Source organism: Bacillus sp. VA13, from assembly GCF_055710085.1.
In genome coordinates, this window is the sequence record NZ_JBVQPP010000008.1 from 15769 (window position 1) to 32875 (window position 17107).

The window sequence follows — 17107 nt, forward strand, 5'->3', positions numbered from 1 at the left end:
GCTTTGCAGATTGTGCCATTCAGATTAAGAAGAAGATAATGTAGGCGAAATAAAGCGCCAAAACGCTGATCACGATAAGCGTTGTTTCAAATAATCCCCCCGACTTAGCAGGCTTCTGTTTAGGAGTATAGCGCGTCTTCGTTACTTTTCCTTGGCGCGGTTTTTGCTGTCTTTGTCTTGTGACAGGCTGCGGCGGTGTTTTTACAGCTTGTTTTCTCTGTACTGCTTTTTGCCCCGCGTCGAGCATGTCCTTCTTCATTTCATCTGCGGTTTGATAATCGCCGTTCAATGCTGAAAAAAGCACTTTTTTATACTTTTTCAGCAGAGGGTGCCCTTCGATTAGAGACCTAAGCTGTTCCTTGGGCTGGTTTGTTTTCTTGAATTCTTTTTTATGCACACTGTTGATCATAATCATGGCAACTGCAAACAGATCGTAGGATGGCTCTGCTTTTCTTGTTCCATACCCCCAATACCCTCTGTCATAAAACTCGGTATACTCTTTTATCGCACGGCCTTCCTTTGTTGTGCCGCCTACATCAATGCAGCGGATTCTTGCGGGCGGACCGGTTACAATCAGATTATCAGGTTTAAGATCGCCGAATATCCATCCTTGCTGGTGAAGCACTGATAAGCTGGATAACAATTGAATCATCAACACCGGTATCCATTCCGCTCCTTTATCATTTACATAATTCAAAAGCAGCGGGCCTTTTATGTATTCCATTGCATAAAACGAAACTTTCGTATTGGCACTGGGGATATAGGCATCATCCGTATCAAAAAAAGAAGGCCCCATCGTAACGGACTGGGCCTTTGAGAAAGATTTTAAGACATTCACTTCAGAAGTAATAGACAAGCTGTCATCGCTCACCTTTAAGGCAACATGTCCATCTGATGCTTCTGCCAAATACACAATTCCATTGGCCCCTTTTCCAAGCTGTTTACGCAATGTATAAGAGTTTCCGTTCCACTTGCCTTTGATTGTCGTACCCGGCTTAAGGTTACATGCCAAACTCGTCAAAGCGTCGTTCATCATCTGCCAGCATGCTCCTTCTTGAGCGGATTTTTTCAAATTGCTGCGTCGCTTCACGTATCGCCGGACCTGTCGGCGTGATGCCGCCTGTCGAAAGCTTTGCAAAGAGTGTGGAAAGAGATTGCAGCTTTGGTGTCCAGTTCAGCACAAGCTCGACCTCTTGTTTTTTCCCGGGAAATATACACATCGCAAATTCGTTATTCCCGATTCGGGAATTGAGGCTGACAGACAAATCAATCAGCGCCTCTTTTACTGTAGGAAGCTTAGGCGCCATACTTGCACTTGTATCAACAAGGACCAAAACCTGAAGATGCACCGTTTCTCCAAGCTCGTCTACCACTTCCATGACTTCGCCGCGTTTTTCGGGAGAAAGCTCCTCCATTTCCACATTCTTTCCGAGAATTTGTTTCAGCTCTTGATTGACTACACCTTGTAAGGTTTGCGTCATTGCTTTTTTTGTTACCATTTGAACGGTTTGTGAAAGCTGAGATGCATAAACCACCTGATGCACACCACCTCCGGCAAGCGCAATCCCTTCGACTTCCTTCATTGCTTCAGGGTCAATTTGGTTTTCTTCCATTATACCTATGACATTTACCGTAATCCCCTGCTCTTTAGCAAAAGCAGCCATTGCAAGCGGGTCTTCCCCATGGTTCGAGCAGCCATCCGTTATCAGCAAAATTTGATTTAAATGTCCGTTATTCACATTCATTCCTCCTGGAGAATACGAGGATTCTCAGATTCATATATTCCCATCTTCGCCAGAAGAAATTTGATTTATACGGAAGCGTTATGAAATTTCTTGTTTGTTTTGAAAGATGGCCGGAACAGGGATGGATGCCCACTTCGGTGTATTGTGGTCAATCCGGACGACAACAACTGTCATATCGTCCTCAATTTGGCCGGATCTCGTGCGGATGACTTCCTCCATGAGCAAATCGGCAATCTCCTGCGGGTCATTTGTTTTTAACCCTTTCATTTTGCGTTTCATCCATAAATCATGATTTTCTACATGCTTAGGGCCCTCAAATATGCCGTCACTCATCATAATCAAGAGATCACCCGCTTTCAACTGCTCACTCACAACCTCCACATCGAATTCATTAATAATACCGATTGGCAGATTGCTCGCTTGAACTTTCATTACCTGGTCGCCCCGTTTGATAAAGCTAGGCGTCGATCCAACCTTCAAAAATTTACAGCTTGCATCTTGTAGATCGATAATAGATAGGTCAAGCGTGGAATATATCTCGTCAGTTGTCCTTAGGGACAGTATGCTATTAATCGTTTTAATTGCTATTTTTTCATCAATGCCGGATTCAAGGATTTTCTCAAGAAGCTTGATCGTTTCATTGCTTTCGAAGTGCGCCCTTGCGCCATTGCCCATTCCGTCACTGATTGCCGCAGCATATTTTCTGGCACCTAGCTCCATCATGCTGTAGCTGTCGCCGGAGACAAGGCCGCCGCCCTTCGCAGCGTGAGCCGCACCTGTAGACACCCTGTATGATTTAGTTGATCCAAAGGCGACATGACTGTATCCATTCGGATGTGGAGAGTGTTGTTCGGCTTTCACAAGAATTTGTTCTTCCAGAATATCAGAAAGCATAGGTGCAATGATTTTTTCACTTTCTCCATGTCCGCTGAACGGAATGGTCATTTCAATGTCGATATTTCCTTGTTCAAGACTATATATCTCCACATGCTGAATCTCGATTCCGAAATGCTGAAGTGCCTCTATGATTTGCTCTTCCTGCAGAAAGTGCTGTTCCCGCTCTCTTTTTATTTCCCGAGAAAAGTCTGCCATAACTTCAGAAACACCTAAAAGCTGTTCAGCAACAAGGCGCCTGCTGTCCTGCACTTTTTGCTTAAGCGTCAAATGGGCATGATGATGTGCGAGTTCATCTTCAATCAGCTCTTCAACCTGCTTTGATTTAGAGCAATGCTGATGAAACTCTTTTTTCAGCCTTCGGTTTGATGCATATTCTTTTTCTTCTGTTTCAAGCATAACTTGTTTCATTAAGTCATATGTTTTATCAAAGTTCTGTACCCAGCATCTGTTTTTCTTGTAGCACGTCTGACAGGAATGCTCCGTGATCTTGCTTAAAAACAAATCAACTTCGCTGTCATCTGTCTGTTCGTCAGATGCTTGGTAAAAGGTCGCAAAGCTTTCAGACAGCGCATGGAATACATTAGAGAACTGGTCTACCTTTTGAGCAGTGACATCTCTGATTTTCCTAGCATATTGCTGCTGCTCTTGGAGATGCTCCACAGTTCCCGGAATATATCTCGCCACTTTCTTTGTAATCGATTGAGGTGTAAGCAAAAACAGGCCGACTGCAATTAATGACTCATAGAGCGTTGTCATCAGACCAGCAGAGCCTTCACCATATAAAGAAATAAGAAGTGATCCAACGATCAGCCCGATTGCTGCGCCTGCCTTTTTCCCTTCCTTCAGCAAACCGCCTAATAAACCGGAGAAAGCAAGCAGACTCATTTGATAGAGGTTTCCGATATTCGCCAAGCCAAGAATCAGACCGGTCACGACACCAACCGTACAGCCAATGCTAGCTCCGCCAATAAAGGAAAAACTCAATACGACATAACGAGCCAGTATATGTTCTGCCTGCATCCCTTGGTAGGACAAGCCGGCAAGCCCCGTCAAAACGGAAGCAATGAGTATCATAAAGCAAATGATTTCTTCTATTTTTAATGATTGTTTTACTTTTTTTACAGTGAAAACCGGAAGGCTCTGAAGAAAAATCAGCGTTAAAATAAAGGATAGTCCAGCTTCAACGACAGCCATCACATAATCATAGGTTGTAAACGCGCCATTTTGGGCGTAAACAAACCCGGCTCTTGCTGCAGCCATGGAGAAGAACACGACAATCGGGAGTGCTTTCACGCGATCGTCGGTGATGAAGGAGGCTACTTTAGAAAATACGAAGAATGCCAGCAATGCGGCTAGTATGAGCAATGAGTGCTTCGGAGAAATGGTCAGCGCACCTGTAAGCACAGCCAGCACCGCATAAAGCGCCTTGTCTCTTCTGATAAGAAGCATCGCCCCAAAGAAAGGAAGTGCGAAAGGAAGCACCTCGGATAATATGAAAGCCCGTCCAAGCAAAAATCCGATGACGACATATATGAATCCTTTATAAAAAAACAGTGAATGCAAATGATGAGTCACCAGCTTAGTGCCCCTGTTAAAAAAAGATTGGAGTTTTTCCAAAGCTTGTCCCGCCATTGGCCCGTTCACTCTTCTTTCTGCTTTTTCCATTTCTCTCATCTCCCACCTGTTATATTCGTTGCCTGTCATTATAGCGAAAGCACAGATAGGATTTTGTCAAAAGAAGGTAACAATACCAAAAAAATCTTCGACGGTTTCTGCCTTGATATTCGTTTATCAAAAGAATTTCCGGAATGTTGTCTAAAAATGAAAAAAATCGGCTTCTGCAAGAGAAGCCGATTTTTCAGGATGACCCGTACGGGATTCGAACCCGTGTTACCGCCGTGAAAGGGCGGTGTCTTAACCGCTTGACCAACGGGCCAAACAAATATGGTAGCGGCGGAGGGGATCGAACCCCCGACCTCACGGGTATGAACCGTACGCTCTAGCCAGCTGAGCTACACCGCCATATTGTTTTGTGCTTCTAAGCACAAGTTATATAATACAAAGGTTTGTCCTTTTCGTCAACAGAAACTTTAATGTTATAATTTTCTGACTTTTGAAGCGGGTGAGGATAATAAAAAAAGCATCCGTCGGGATGAACGGATGCTTCATTTATTTATAGAAAGCAGCAAGTTATCCTCTTCTTGCTCCGCGCCCTCCACGTTTTGATTCCGTATTGCGTTTTAAAGATGACAAGCGATCTTCGCTGTCTTTTAAAAACTTATTCATTTTCTGTTCAAAAGATTCTTTCGGACGGAAATCATTTCTAGGTCTGGCTTGCGGACGGTCTTTAGCTTTTTTAATAGATAAACCAATTTTCCCGTCTTTTTCAACGTTGATGACTTTCACTTCAACTTGGTCGCCGACTTTTAAGTGATCGTTAATGTCTTTGACATAGTTATCAGCTACCTCACTGATGTGAACGAGACCGGTTGAGCCTCCAGGCAATTCAACAAATGCTCCAAAATTTGTAATACCTGTTATTTTCCCTTGCAACTTGCTGCCAACTTCAATCGACATAAAAAAAGTGCTCCTCCTTAGGCTTATAAAAAGATCGTTTGCTTAATTATACCTAAATAAAAATTTAAGTGTCAACAAGGCTACTTGCTCTTCTTCTCCACATTGAAGATAATTTCTCCGTCTCCAGACATGAATAAGTCTCTTCTGGCAAGCTCTGTGACGTAATCCTCATCCTTCAATTTGGATATTTCTTCTTTTAAATCCGCTTGTTTTGTCTTTAAACTTTTCAGTTCTTTTTCAAGCTGTTCTTTCTTTTCTTCTTTTGCGCTAAGGGAAGATGTTTGGGACCATACAGAGCTTGCCAGCACAATTGCCGTCAGGAATACTAGGGCGCCGAATACAGTCAACCGTCTGTACAGCCCTTTGCGTCTTCTTTTCTTCAGCTGATTCTGCCGTTCTACTTGTTCTTTATAGTCGTTTTGTATTTCAGTTATCGTTCGTTCTCTGGAAAAATTCAAACCAGACGGTCCTCCTTTCATCTCTTCAAAAAACGTGTAATGGTCGTTCTTATGGTTACCAATAGTTTCTTCTTCTTTTTGAGAAATCCTGCACCTTTTTCAAAATAACGTCTAAAAGTATGACGCATTTTTACAGGAAGAAGTTTCAAACATTGTTTTGCGATAAAACGGATCGGAAAACACAGAACCATGGCTATTTTATATAGACACGACGAGAGAAAAACGATTAGGCGGTATGTTTTCTTTGATAAAAACGCCGCCAGCCAGATGACCGCTCCGCATGTCAACACAATAGGACGAAATAACACGTGCTGAATGAGTTTTTTGAAGAATTGATAAACAGAAACAACAAGGTAAATGACGAATTTCAGTATTTTTATATAGATTCGTTTGCAAAGGCTCTGATACGTCGCAACGCCCAGCAGAACCGCTAAAAAGATATACAGCCTGAATTCTCCCTCATTTACATATAGCAAGACATAAAAGAAAAGCAGCCCTTGCACAATCCAGAAAAGAATATCATGAATAAATAATAGCCATCTGGCTGTTTTGGCACGAATGACAAAGAGCCGGTATGTATCAAGCGACGCCCCAAGCCAGAGGCCCATACCGGACATCGCCAGCATTGTATAGAATTGTGTCGTTAGCGTCATTTAAACAACTTGCTAAAAAACCCTTTAGCTTTATCCCCTTGTTGTTCGTCTAAGTACACTAAATCAAATACCCTGCCTTTAATAGAAACAATCCCTTTTTCAACATCTAGATTTTTCATCTGAAGGTTTTGGCCTCTGACTGAGAGCATTCCCATCACCGTTTCCAGCAGGAATTCTTCGTTATCAAAGCTCTCCACTTGCTTCACCCCAGAAATATCTAAATGCTTCCGGCCTTTCATTGTCACATCATGCTGTTCCGGAACAGACGAAGAATCTTTTTGATCATAATATGAATTCATCTATTCAGCCCCCATATCCTCGATACTTTTAGCATTATTACTGCATTGTATGAGGCGGGGGATTTTTTTAGAACAAGCCTATTCGCCGAGTTTTTCTTCCTTTAGGATCGTATACATGTTTGCAGCTTCTTCTTTTTTCGTCGTGTCTTTTAACTCATTTACTTGAACCGTTACAAGCTTTTGGCCGAAGCGGACCGTTAGTTCATCTCCCGGTTTTACGTCAGAGCTTGCTTTGGCCTGGTTTCCGTTAATAGCGATGCGTCCCTGGTCAGCTACTTCCTTTGCTAGTGTACGTCGTTTGATCAGCCGTGATACTTTTAAAAATTTATCTAATCTCATATTTACGATCTCCTCTCAGTTTCTTTTGCTTCATTCCACAGTTTGTCCATGTCCTCAAGAGACATATCAGCCAGCTCGATTCCCTTTTCCTTCGCTGTTTCCTCAATATACGAGAACCGTCTCCGGAATTTGTCATTGGTCATGGCCAGCGCTTCCTCCGGTTCTATTTTGTAAAAGCGGGCTACATTCACAAGTGCAAACAAAATGTCGCCAAACTCAGCCTTGAGATTGTGTTCATGAGGATCTTCAGAAACCTCAGAAGAAAATTCCTTCATTTCCTCGCTTACCTTTTCCCAAATATCGCTGACGTCTTCCCAATCAAAACCAACCTTTGCTGCTTTTTTCTGAAGTTTAGCAGCTTTCGAAAGAGCTGGTAGGGTTTTCGGCACACTGTCTAATAACGATGCTCCGGATGTGTTTTTTTCGGTTTTTTTTATGTCTTCCCAATTTGCCAATACATCGTGTTCATCCTGAACCTTAACATCTTTAAACACATGGGGATGTCTTCGGACCATTTTTTCACTGATTCCTTTTATGACATCATCAATTGTGAAATAACCTTCATCTTCACCAATTTGCGCGTGAAGTAAGACCTGAAGCAAAACGTCGCCAAGCTCTTCGATCATATGGTCTGTGTCTTCTTCATCGATTGCTTCGAGAAGTTCATAACATTCTTCAATCATGTACTGTTTTAATGACTGATGTGTCTGCTTTTTATCCCACGGACATCCATTAGGCCCGCGAAGCTCTCTGATGATGCTTCGGAATGCAGAGAATTCGTGATAAAGCAACTTCTCTTCTTTAATCGGCGGAATATACACACTTGTTAAGTTATTCAAGGCGACATTACGGTCCAGCTCAAATAAAGGCACTGTCTGGATCTCCTCGTCACGGCTCCCAGCCGCTGTCACGATCACAACCTCATAATCATCAGGCAGCTTCTCCATCAATGTCAGCTTGACTTCAGAAGCGGTCATTTGGTCGTAAACCTGACAAATGATCAGGTGATGTCTGAGCTCAAGCTCATCCGCGGACAACGTGCCGGCATCCACAAATTGAAAACCTTCAATCGGGTCGATTTGCAAGGCATTGAATGTGGCATCAAGAAAACTTTGTCCTCCCGCAACTTTCACTTGAACATTTTCCTCTTCCTGCCGCTCCGTCAGCAGCTGTACTGTTTTTTCTGCGACAAAAGGGTGTCCCGGTACAGCATAAACCACGTCCTCACGCTGCGCCTTCTCAAAGAGGATATCTGCAATTTCCTCATATACTGCATCGAACTGGTCATGTTTCTCATATATATCGTCAAAAAAACGGATGTTCTTCGTTTCTTTTTCAAGCTCCTGAATTAAAGGGTGATCCTTGGTTCTGACATACAGCGTATCTGCCTTCGTCAGCAGCTTATGTATACCAATTGTCAATTGGTCCATGTCTCCGGCACCAAGTCCGACGACTGTAATATTACCCGCCATTTTGTTCTCTCCTTTTTATGATTTTGCTTAACCTGCTGCCAAAAGGCACACTGTTCAGCTCTTCATCTGTAAATATTCCCAATTTCATCATACAATAAATAAACACCGCGCCACCAATGGCAACAGCAGAAAGACTTTCAATCACAGCCGCTCCTCGTCCTGCTGCAGGAATCAAGAAAGTCCAGAGGCGCATATACGCAAGCAAGACAGCCGACATCAAAAGGGCAGATCCAATGAGCGGAATCATAATGCCTCTGATCTTATCGAGCCATTCCTTTTGCCGAAGCTGATACAAGTTAAAGCCGGCGACAGCTGCAAAGGAAGCCGCTGTTGCAAGTGATGCACCTTCAATCCCGTAGCGCGGAACCAAAAGGGTGTTTAACACCCATTTCACTGCAACACCTGTGCCTACCGCTATCGCAGGAAAAACTGTGTATCCAGCGCCCTGCAAAACTGCGGCTGCTGTAACTGCCAAGGATGCAAACAAAATGGAGCAGCTGAATACTTGTAACGCAGCTGTCCCTTCTCCATTTTGAAATAACATGATATTGACCGGCTCAAGAATGCAGATCAATCCAGCCGACGCTCCTGTACCCAGCACAAGACATAGTTTTAAAGAAGACGTGGCTTTTTCTTTCATGATCTTCAACTCTTTGTTCTTTACGGCCTTAGAAATATACGGAACGAGTGACGTCGCAATGCTCACCGCGAAAACTGAACCGAGCTGCAGCAAGGGCTGCCCCCGATCATAAATCCCCTTTAGGCGTTTCGCCTCTTCGCTTGCCTCACCGTCCGAAAGCAAAGCATATAAATTCAAAGCATCGACAAGCTGGATAAACAAAAGAAGCAAACTGCTTACACAAATTGTAACCGAATATAAAAGCAGTTTTTTCGTCAATTCTTTTGTTGTTATGACGTTTTCATTTTGCCTATCCGTTTGGTTATCTCTGTTCGCTTTGAACCAAAAAAATCCGAGTATCATCAACGCAACGAAACTTCCGGCAAGAGACCCGGAAGCGGCTGCCGCCCCTGCAGTATAGAGCGAGGCCCCCTGTTTGACGAGCCAAAATGATAAGCCCAAGAGCACCACAACCCGCAGAAACTGCTCTGTCATCTGCGATAAGGCTGACGGGAGCATATCTTGCCGCCCTTGAAAACCGCCTCTAAGCAACGCGACAAACGGGAACAGCAGAAATGCAAACGCAGTTACTTGAATTAACACGGCAAGATGTGAATCTCCCATAAAAAGTGCGATTGGAACAGCACCCATATATAAGCAAAGAAATAATAAAACACCGATGATAGACAAAAACAACGCTGATATTTTTAATATGGTGTGATGGCTTTTTTCACTATAATCATTCATCAGTTTCGAAATAATGACCGGAAATCCTGATGTGGACAGCATGACCGCAATACCAAGAAAGGGATATACCTGCTGATATATATAAAATCCAACATCGCCGACAATGTTTTGAAACGGGACTCTGTAAACGGCGCTTAGTATTTTTGAGATGACGCCTGCCAGAATTAAAACAAAAGCCCCCTGCCAAATCCAATGCCGTTTAACGCCTATTGAATCATCCATCCAAAAGCTCCTTCCCAACGTCAGGGGCAATACGGTTCACGTATTACCGCGGCACAAATAAAAACGAGGTTATTATACCACATCCCAACCCTTGGAATCCTTTTTGGGCATGCATGAAAAAAGAACAGCTTCCCAAGGAGAGCTGTTCTTTTCATACCTATTTTCGATAAAAGGAATAAGACCTACTGTTCCATTTGACGAGCCAAAAATCCAGCTGCTGTCTCAACGGCTTTATGCTCTACTTCGCCCATTGTCTGATCCTTTGAAAAAATCACCACGGCGCCTATCGGATCGCCATTCGCCACAATTGGGCCGACAGTATATGAATTCATGTCCTCATCTATGCCATTAACAAGCTGTACTGATTTTGCATCACTCTCAAGCACGGAACTGCGCTGATCCATTGTTCTTTCCAGCATTTCGCTGATCGACTTGTTCAAGTAGTCTTTTTTCGAACTGCCCGACACGGCAATATATACATCACGGTCACAAATCAGCACTGAATGGCCGAGACTGTCGTAAAGCGCGTCTGCATACTCCTTTGCAAAGTCTCCAAGCTCACTGATCGGAGAGTACTTTTTCAAAATCACTTCTCCGTCACGATCTACAAAAATCTCAAGCGGATCGCCTTCCCTGATTCTCAGAGTTCTGCGAATTTCTTTAGGAATTACGACCCGACCTAAGTCATCAATACGACGTACGATACCGGTTGCTTTCATCTCTGGTGCCTCTCTTTCATTTGATGGTTATACATGTGGGAAAGACCTAAAGCAGTTACTTTATGTACCTTCCGCCTCGCTTGAAATTAGTATCCGTCACATCAAATGTAATATACACCAGAGAGTAACAAAATTTACGTTGATGAAATGGTTTGCTTTTTCACATCTTTTAAGCCCTTCAGCATGCCCAGCACGGTTTCGAGCCATTCATCGGCACTGCGGCCTTTTGTCTGTATGGAGATTTTGAGTTTTTTGCCTTCCATTCCCAGTCCGATTTGTCTGCCATATTTATTGCCGAGCTCAAACAGCTTCTGACCGTCAATTTCCGCACTTGCTTCTTCAGAAATCGTCAATCTGACCGCATCTTTATCCTGCTTAATCAGCTCAACACGTTCATGTTTCGCATAAACCTTCATTTCCGCAACAGTAAACAAGTATTCGACTTCTTTTGGATAGTTTCCAAACCGGTCGATCATTTCGTCTTGAAGTTCATTCTTCTCTTCGATTGTAGCCACAGACCTGAAGCGTTTATACATATCTATTTTCTGTTTGCCATCTTGAATATAGGTTTCAGGAATATACGCATCAAGCTCGACATCAATTTCTGTTTCAAACTGCACCGACTTCACTGTATCTCCTTTACGCTCTTCAATGGCCTCCTTCAGCATTTGTGAATAGAGGTCAAATCCGACCGAATCGATAAAGCCGTGCTGCTGAGCACCAAGAAGATTCCCGGCTCCGCGAATCGTTAAGTCACGCATTGCAATTTTAAAACCGGAACCAAGCTCTGTGAACTCTTTAATAGCCTGCAGCCTTTTTTCAGCCACTTCTGTCAGCACTTTATCCCGGCGGTACGTGAAGTACGCATACGCCACACGGTTAGAACGGCCGACGCGTCCCCGCAGCTGATAAAGCTGAGAAAGACCCATCTTGTCTGCGTCAAATACGATCAGCGTATTGACGTTCGGGATGTCTACGCCTGTTTCAATAATGGTTGTGCTGACGAGAACGTCTGATTCTCCTTCAAGGAAATTCAGCATAACGGTTTCTAGTTCGTTTTCTGTCATTTTCCCGTGCGCATAAGCCACCTTCGCGTCAGGGACAAGCATTGAGATCTCATCCGCTTTCCGCTCAATATCCTCTACCCGGTTGTACAAGAAATAGACCTGTCCTCCGCGTGCAAGCTCACGTTCAATCGCCTCTCTGACAAGGGCGCCGTTGTATTCCACAACATATGTCTGTACGGGGAAGCGGTTTTCCGGCGGAGTCTCGATGACTGAAAGATCCCTTACGCCAAGCATAGACATATGCAGCGTACGCGGAATCGGCGTTGCTGTTAATGTTAATACATCAACATTGGCTTTGATCTGCTTGATCTTTTCTTTATGGGTTACACCGAAACGCTGCTCTTCATCAATGATAAGGAGCCCTAAGTCTTTATACACGACATCTTTTGATAGCAGCCGGTGCGTCCCGATAACGATATCAACAGTACCGTTTTTCAATCCTTTGATCGTTTCGTTCGCTTCTTTTCTCGTTCTGAATCTGCTGAGAAGGCCAATATTAATCGGATAGTCCTGGAAGCGCTCAGTAATGGTTTCATAGTGCTGCTGTGCCAAAATCGTTGTCGGAACGAGCAGAGCTACCTGCTTTCCGTCACCGATCGCCTTAAACGCGGCACGTATGGCAACCTCTGTTTTCCCGTAACCTACGTCTCCGCACAGCAAGCGGTCCATCGGACGTTCTCTTTCCATATCCTTTTTGATTTCATGAATGGAACGTAGCTGATCCTCAGTCTCTTGATAAGGGAACGCTGATTCGAATTCACGCTGCATTTCATGGTCAGGAGAAAACGCATAGCCCTTGCTCGCTTCCCTTTCGGCATACAGCTTAATTAAATCATCAGCAATATCCTGAACGGATGTCTCTACTTTTTTCTTGACACGTTTCCATTCGCTTCCGCCTAATTTATACAGCTTCGGCTCTTTTCCTTCAGATCCGACATATTTTTGCACCTGGTCAATTTGTTCTACAGGGACGTAAAGCTTGTCGCTTCCCTGATAATGAATATTTAAATAGTCTTTATGGATTCCATTGATTTCAAGAGTTTCAATCCCTAAGTACTTTCCGATCCCGTGATTAATATGAACGACATAATCACCGATTTGGAGCTCGGAATAGCTCTTAATGCGCTCAGCATTGGTAAGCTTCTGTTTTCGAGGCTTCTTTTTCACACGGTTTTTGAACAGTTCTTCTTCCGTAATAACAGCAAGCTTCATCAACGGCAGCTCAAATCCCGATTGGAGCTCGCCTTCCATGATATAGACCTGTCCCTGAACAAGCGCTTTTTTGCTGTCTGTCATAGCGGCTTCGATCTCATAATCAGCCAGAACAGATGATAATCTCTGTGTGCGTTCCTTGTTTGCTCCTAAGAATACAACGGTGAAGTTGGATTTTTTAAAGCGCTCCATTTCACCCGCAAGTACGTTCATTTGGCCATGGAAACTCTGCATTTGTCTGCTTGATACATTGACGATATTCTGCGGACTCGTATGGTGTACATGCCGCAAAAATAAAGAATAGTACAGCAGAGGCCGTTTTTGCTCAGCTACTATTTTTTGGAAGCTAAATGACAAACTGATGTCATGCAAAATCTTCCCTTCTTCAAGAAGGTTTGTTATAAACTCCGCTTCTTCTTTTTGAAGCTGCTCTTCCATCTCATGAATCCGGCTGACTTCATCCAAAATCAGAAGTGTGTTTTCAGGTGTATAATCTAGTAAACTAGCAGGCTTTTCATAGAAATATGAGAGATACTTCACCAGCTCCTGATCTGTCTGGCCTTCAGACAAGCGTTCTTTATCGTGAGAAATATTCGCATGAAGAATTTCTTTTTGCTTGTCGACCTTTAATTTTTTCAGGCTTGCGGCAAGACCTTTATCGATTTTCTCCATCGCCCGCGCTTTTTCTTCAGGTCTGATAATCAATTCCTTTGCAGGACCGATATTGATCGAGGTAAGGGTCTCAATTGACCGCTGATCATCTGAGTTAAAGCTGCGGATTGAATCCACTTCGGTGTCAAAAAGTTCAATTCTCACCGGATGCTCTGAAGTCAGCGGGTAAATGTCAATGATTCCTCCGCGAATACTGAATTCCCCAGGTGCTGAAACCATATCAGAACGCTCATATCCTACCTCTACCAGCCGTGATGCAAGCTGGTCGGGTTCGATGTCATGGCCCACTTGAATGAGCATTTGGCTGTTCTTCCAGACCTCTACAGGTGGCAGCATTCTTCTGATTGCAGCTACCGGAGCAACAACAATTGGCGCTTCTCCATTCGTTAATCTATTAATGACATCTAATCGCTGCGCACGCAATTCAGGGCTTGCGACTGCGATTTCAGATGAAATGAGTTCATTGACGGGGTACAAAAGGACAGACCGATCCTCTAGAAGTGAAGTCAGATCATCCGTTACTTTCTGGGCTTGATATAAGTTATGGGTGATTAGAAAGATAGGCTTATTCGTTTCATTAGCCAGGGCAGAAGTAAAAACAGAACGCGCGGAACCCGACAGACCCGCGAGCAGCTGTTCCTTCAGCCCCTCGTGTAAACCGTTGATGATGGATTTAAAATCATCGCTTTCTTTTATAAAGGTTTGAATGTTGTCCATATGGCCCCTCCTCTCTGTTTCCTGTGAGAACAGAAAAACGCTTTGGTCTAGTGTCTACACCAAAGCTTTTTATTGAATAAATGTGTGATGTTCGTGGTACTGCGGATTTCGGTCAAGCGCCTCTTGGCAATCTTCACATATCGTCGAAACATGGACATCTCCATTTTCTTTATAAGAAATCATATCGTTTCTTTCCTCGTTTGTTAAGTGCTGAAATCCAAGTGAGTCAGTCGATACCATGGAAGATTCGAGACTGCCTACTTTCACTCCGCAATGACGACAATAATAATGCAAAGCCATACAAGGGACCTCCTGATGAAAAAGTCATTTTGGTGTAGTATGGACTTTGTTGATTCATTTTATACCTTTGCGTTAAATTCGTTCATGACTTCTAAAAACGGTTTGCTCAGAGAAGCTTCACAAGCCTTCACAGACTTATCGATCGCTCCATCAATGTCAGGTGCCTCCTCCTTGGTGAAGGAGCCTAACACATAATCAACGACCTTCATGCCGTTTACAGGCCTGCCGATTCCGATGCGGATGCGGTCAAACTCAGATGTTCCAAGATGCTGGATCAGTGATTTGATGCCATTGTGCCCTCCGGCGCTTCCTTTCGTTCTTAAACGGATCTTGCCAGTCGGAAGATCGAGGTCATCGTAAATGACTGTCAATTCTTCGTTATCGACATCATAATAGTCCATTAAAGGCCGCAAACATTCTCCTGATAAATTCATATATGTAAGCGGTTTAACAAGTAGAACCTTTTTGCCGGAAACAAATCCGGTTCCGTATAATCCATTAAATTTATTTTGATTCAGCTCAATATTCCATTCCTTTGCAAGCTGATCTATCACCATAAACCCGACATTATGCCGTGTATTTTCATAGTTCTTCCCCGGGTTTCCGAGACCGGCTATCACAAGCATGGCGAATCCTCCCTTAGTCACATAAACTCCCGTCTGCATAAGCGGGCTATAATTCTTCTCATTCTAGCACAAAAGACGTAACCACGGGAGGGTTACGCCTTAAGCTATTATTGTTCTTTGTTTTCACCTTCAGGCTGAGCATCGGCAGATTCCTCTTCATCTATCTCAGCTGCTTCCTGTTGCTGTGGAGGAAGGATAGAAGCCACGACCTCATCTGATTCATGATTAAAGGAGTAGTCACCGCCAGCAGGCAAATCCGCAATAGTCAGTACTTCATTTACATCGAGGTTTGAAATATCAGCCTCAATCGTTTGCGGAATGGCTTTTGGCTTAGCCTTTACAGTGAGTGCATATAGCGGCTGCTGCAACACTCCTCCGTTTTTCACTCCAATGGCTTCTCCAGTCAGGTGAATCGGAACTTCCACCTCAATGTCTTCACTCATATTGACCACTTGAAAGTCTGCATGAGTGATTTCATTTTTCAGCGGGTCCGTTTGCAGATCTGTTACCATGACAGAATGTTTTTCTCCGCTGACGTCAAGCGTGATGACTGTATTTTTACCTTCGTCCCTCAGCGTTTTGATCAGCTCCACACTGTCTAATGATACAGGTTTGTTTCCCGTGTCTTTCCCATATATGATACCTGGAACATGTCCTGATGTACGGATATTCCGAAGAGACGAACGAGTAAAGTCCGTTCTTTCTTTTGCCGTTAACGTTGCCATATTCAGCACCATCCTATTATCGTTTTATTGTCCTATTACAAACAATACCCATAACGATAAGGATTTAAACCTCAAAAAATCGGTTTAGCTGAACAGATAGCTGACTGATTGCTGCTCATGAACACGAATAATCGCTTCAGCCAGAAGTGGTCCGACAGAAAGCTGCTTAAACCGTTCAATTTTCTTTTCTTCAGGAAGCTTGATGCTGTTTGTCACAACAAGCTCTTTAATTGTTGAATTATTAATCCGTTCAACAGCTGGGCCTGATAGTACAGGGTGTGTACAGCATGCATATACTTCTTTCGCTCCGTTTTCAACGAGCGCATTAGCAGCAAGTGTAATGGTACCTGCAGTATCGATAATGTCATCGATAAGGATAGCGGTCTTCCCTTCGATATTACCTACAATATTCATGACTTCCGCCACATTTGGACGCGGACGGCGTTTATCGATAATCGCAATCGGTGCTTTTAGTCGGTCAGCCAGTTTGCGGGCGCGTGTCACACCGCCGTGGTCTGGTGAAACAATGACGATATCTTCAAGGTTTTTGCCTTCAAAATATTCTCCTAAAATCGGTACACCCATTAAGTGGTCAATCGGTATATCAAAGAATCCTTGAATTTGCGGCGCATGCAGGTCAAGTGCAATCACACGAGTCGCACCGGCTGTTTCAAGCAGGTTAGCAAAAAGTTTTGCTGTGATTGGCTCACGCGATCTTGCTTTTCTGTCTTGACGTGCATAACCGTAATAAGGAATCACAATGTTAATCGTTTTTGCTGAAGCGCGTTTTAACGCATCTACCATAATCAGCAGTTCCATAATATGCTCGTTAACGGGGTCACTTGTAGACTGGATGATATAACAGTCACATCCGCGAATACTTTCTTCGATATTAATTTGGACTTCCCCGTCACTAAATCTTGTGACAGAACATTTCCCTAATTGAACTCCAACTATATCTGCGATTTCTTTTGCAAGCTCTGGATTCGAATTCAAAGAAAAGATCTTTAAATTCTTATCTCCGTATTGATTAGACATGGA

General features: G+C 43.6%; 16 protein-coding genes and 2 tRNA genes. All 18 read right to left on the reverse strand.

Annotated elements, in window-relative coordinates; genetic code table 11:
- Positions 1 to 19 precede the first annotated feature (19 nt).
- The gene (prkT, locus tag AC0C66_RS21105) at positions 20 to 1036 is read right to left on the reverse strand and encodes a serine/threonine protein kinase PrkT (RefSeq protein ID WP_072565627.1); all 1017 of its coding nucleotides are present in this window, start codon (positions 1034 to 1036) and stop codon (positions 20 to 22) included.
- Entirely contained in the window at positions 1002 to 1739 is a 738-nt protein-coding gene (locus tag AC0C66_RS21110; protein WP_061187557.1) for a vWA domain-containing protein, read from the reverse strand. Before AC0C66_RS21110 ends, prkT begins: the two co-directional genes overlap by 35 nt.
- 84 nt (positions 1740 to 1823) lie before the next feature.
- Positions 1824 to 4307 (reverse strand): stage II sporulation protein E, encoded by a 2484-nt coding sequence (gene spoIIE, locus AC0C66_RS21115; RefSeq protein WP_061187558.1) that lies wholly within the window; start codon positions 4305 to 4307, stop codon positions 1824 to 1826.
- A 199-nt stretch (positions 4308 to 4506) separates the two neighbouring features.
- Positions 4507 to 4578 (reverse strand) — tRNA-Glu (locus AC0C66_RS21120).
- A 9-nt stretch (positions 4579 to 4587) separates the two neighbouring features.
- Positions 4588 to 4664, reverse strand: a tRNA-Met gene (locus tag AC0C66_RS21125).
- A 168-nt stretch (positions 4665 to 4832) separates the two neighbouring features.
- Positions 4833 to 5219 carry a S1 domain-containing RNA-binding protein gene (locus AC0C66_RS21130; protein WP_003218379.1) on the reverse strand — a complete coding sequence of 129 codons (387 nt, stop codon included), beginning with the start codon at positions 5217 to 5219 and terminating at the stop codon, positions 4833 to 4835.
- A gap of 80 nt (positions 5220 to 5299) precedes the next feature.
- Entirely contained in the window at positions 5300 to 5677 is a 378-nt protein-coding gene (gene divIC, locus AC0C66_RS21135; RefSeq protein ID WP_003242110.1) for a cell division protein DivIC, read from the reverse strand.
- A 17-nt stretch (positions 5678 to 5694) separates the two neighbouring features.
- Complete coding sequence (yabQ, locus tag AC0C66_RS21140; protein WP_472973704.1) at positions 5695 to 6330, reverse strand: spore cortex biosynthesis protein YabQ; 636 nt, start codon at positions 6328 to 6330, stop codon at positions 5695 to 5697.
- Complete coding sequence (yabP, locus tag AC0C66_RS21145) at positions 6327 to 6629, reverse strand: sporulation protein YabP (RefSeq protein ID WP_014112309.1); 303 nt, start codon at positions 6627 to 6629, stop codon at positions 6327 to 6329. Before yabP ends, yabQ begins: the two co-directional genes overlap by 4 nt.
- 78 nt (positions 6630 to 6707) lie before the next feature.
- On the reverse strand, positions 6708 to 6968 hold the full coding sequence (locus tag AC0C66_RS21150) for an RNA-binding S4 domain-containing protein (protein WP_003218370.1): 261 nt from the start codon (positions 6966 to 6968) through the stop codon (positions 6708 to 6710).
- Positions 6969 to 6970: 2 nt separating this feature from the next.
- Positions 6971 to 8440: a bifunctional methyltransferase/pyrophosphohydrolase YabN gene (gene yabN, locus AC0C66_RS21155; RefSeq protein ID WP_461845965.1), complete on the reverse strand. Its 1470-nt coding sequence runs from the start codon at positions 8438 to 8440 to the stop codon at positions 6971 to 6973.
- On the reverse strand, positions 8430 to 10028 hold the full coding sequence (locus AC0C66_RS21160; RefSeq protein WP_461845966.1) for a putative polysaccharide biosynthesis protein: 1599 nt from the start codon (positions 10026 to 10028) through the stop codon (positions 8430 to 8432). The genes yabN and AC0C66_RS21160 overlap by 11 nt, the downstream gene beginning before the upstream one ends.
- A 182-nt stretch (positions 10029 to 10210) precedes the next feature.
- Positions 10211 to 10747 (reverse strand): stage V sporulation protein T, encoded by a 537-nt coding sequence (spoVT, locus tag AC0C66_RS21165; protein ID WP_003218365.1) that lies wholly within the window; start codon positions 10745 to 10747, stop codon positions 10211 to 10213.
- Positions 10748 to 10881: 134 nt separating this feature from the next.
- Positions 10882 to 14415 (reverse strand): transcription-repair coupling factor, encoded by a 3534-nt coding sequence (gene mfd, locus AC0C66_RS21170; RefSeq protein ID WP_461845967.1) that lies wholly within the window; start codon positions 14413 to 14415, stop codon positions 10882 to 10884.
- A 69-nt stretch (positions 14416 to 14484) separates the two neighbouring features.
- Positions 14485 to 14715, reverse strand: coding sequence for an anti-sigma-F factor Fin (gene fin / locus AC0C66_RS21175; RefSeq protein WP_014112305.1), 231 nt, complete (start codon positions 14713 to 14715; stop codon positions 14485 to 14487).
- Positions 14716 to 14774: 59 nt separating this feature from the next.
- Entirely contained in the window at positions 14775 to 15341 is a 567-nt protein-coding gene (gene pth / locus AC0C66_RS21180) for an aminoacyl-tRNA hydrolase (protein WP_072183122.1), read from the reverse strand.
- Positions 15342 to 15448: 107 nt separating this feature from the next.
- Positions 15449 to 16066, reverse strand: a complete 618-nt coding sequence (locus tag AC0C66_RS21185; RefSeq protein ID WP_014112303.1) for a 50S ribosomal protein L25/general stress protein Ctc — start codon at positions 16064 to 16066, stop codon at positions 15449 to 15451.
- Positions 16067 to 16150: 84 nt separating this feature from the next.
- Entirely contained in the window at positions 16151 to 17104 is a 954-nt protein-coding gene (locus tag AC0C66_RS21190) for a ribose-phosphate diphosphokinase (protein WP_003218353.1), read from the reverse strand.
- Positions 17105 to 17107 lie beyond the last annotated feature (3 nt).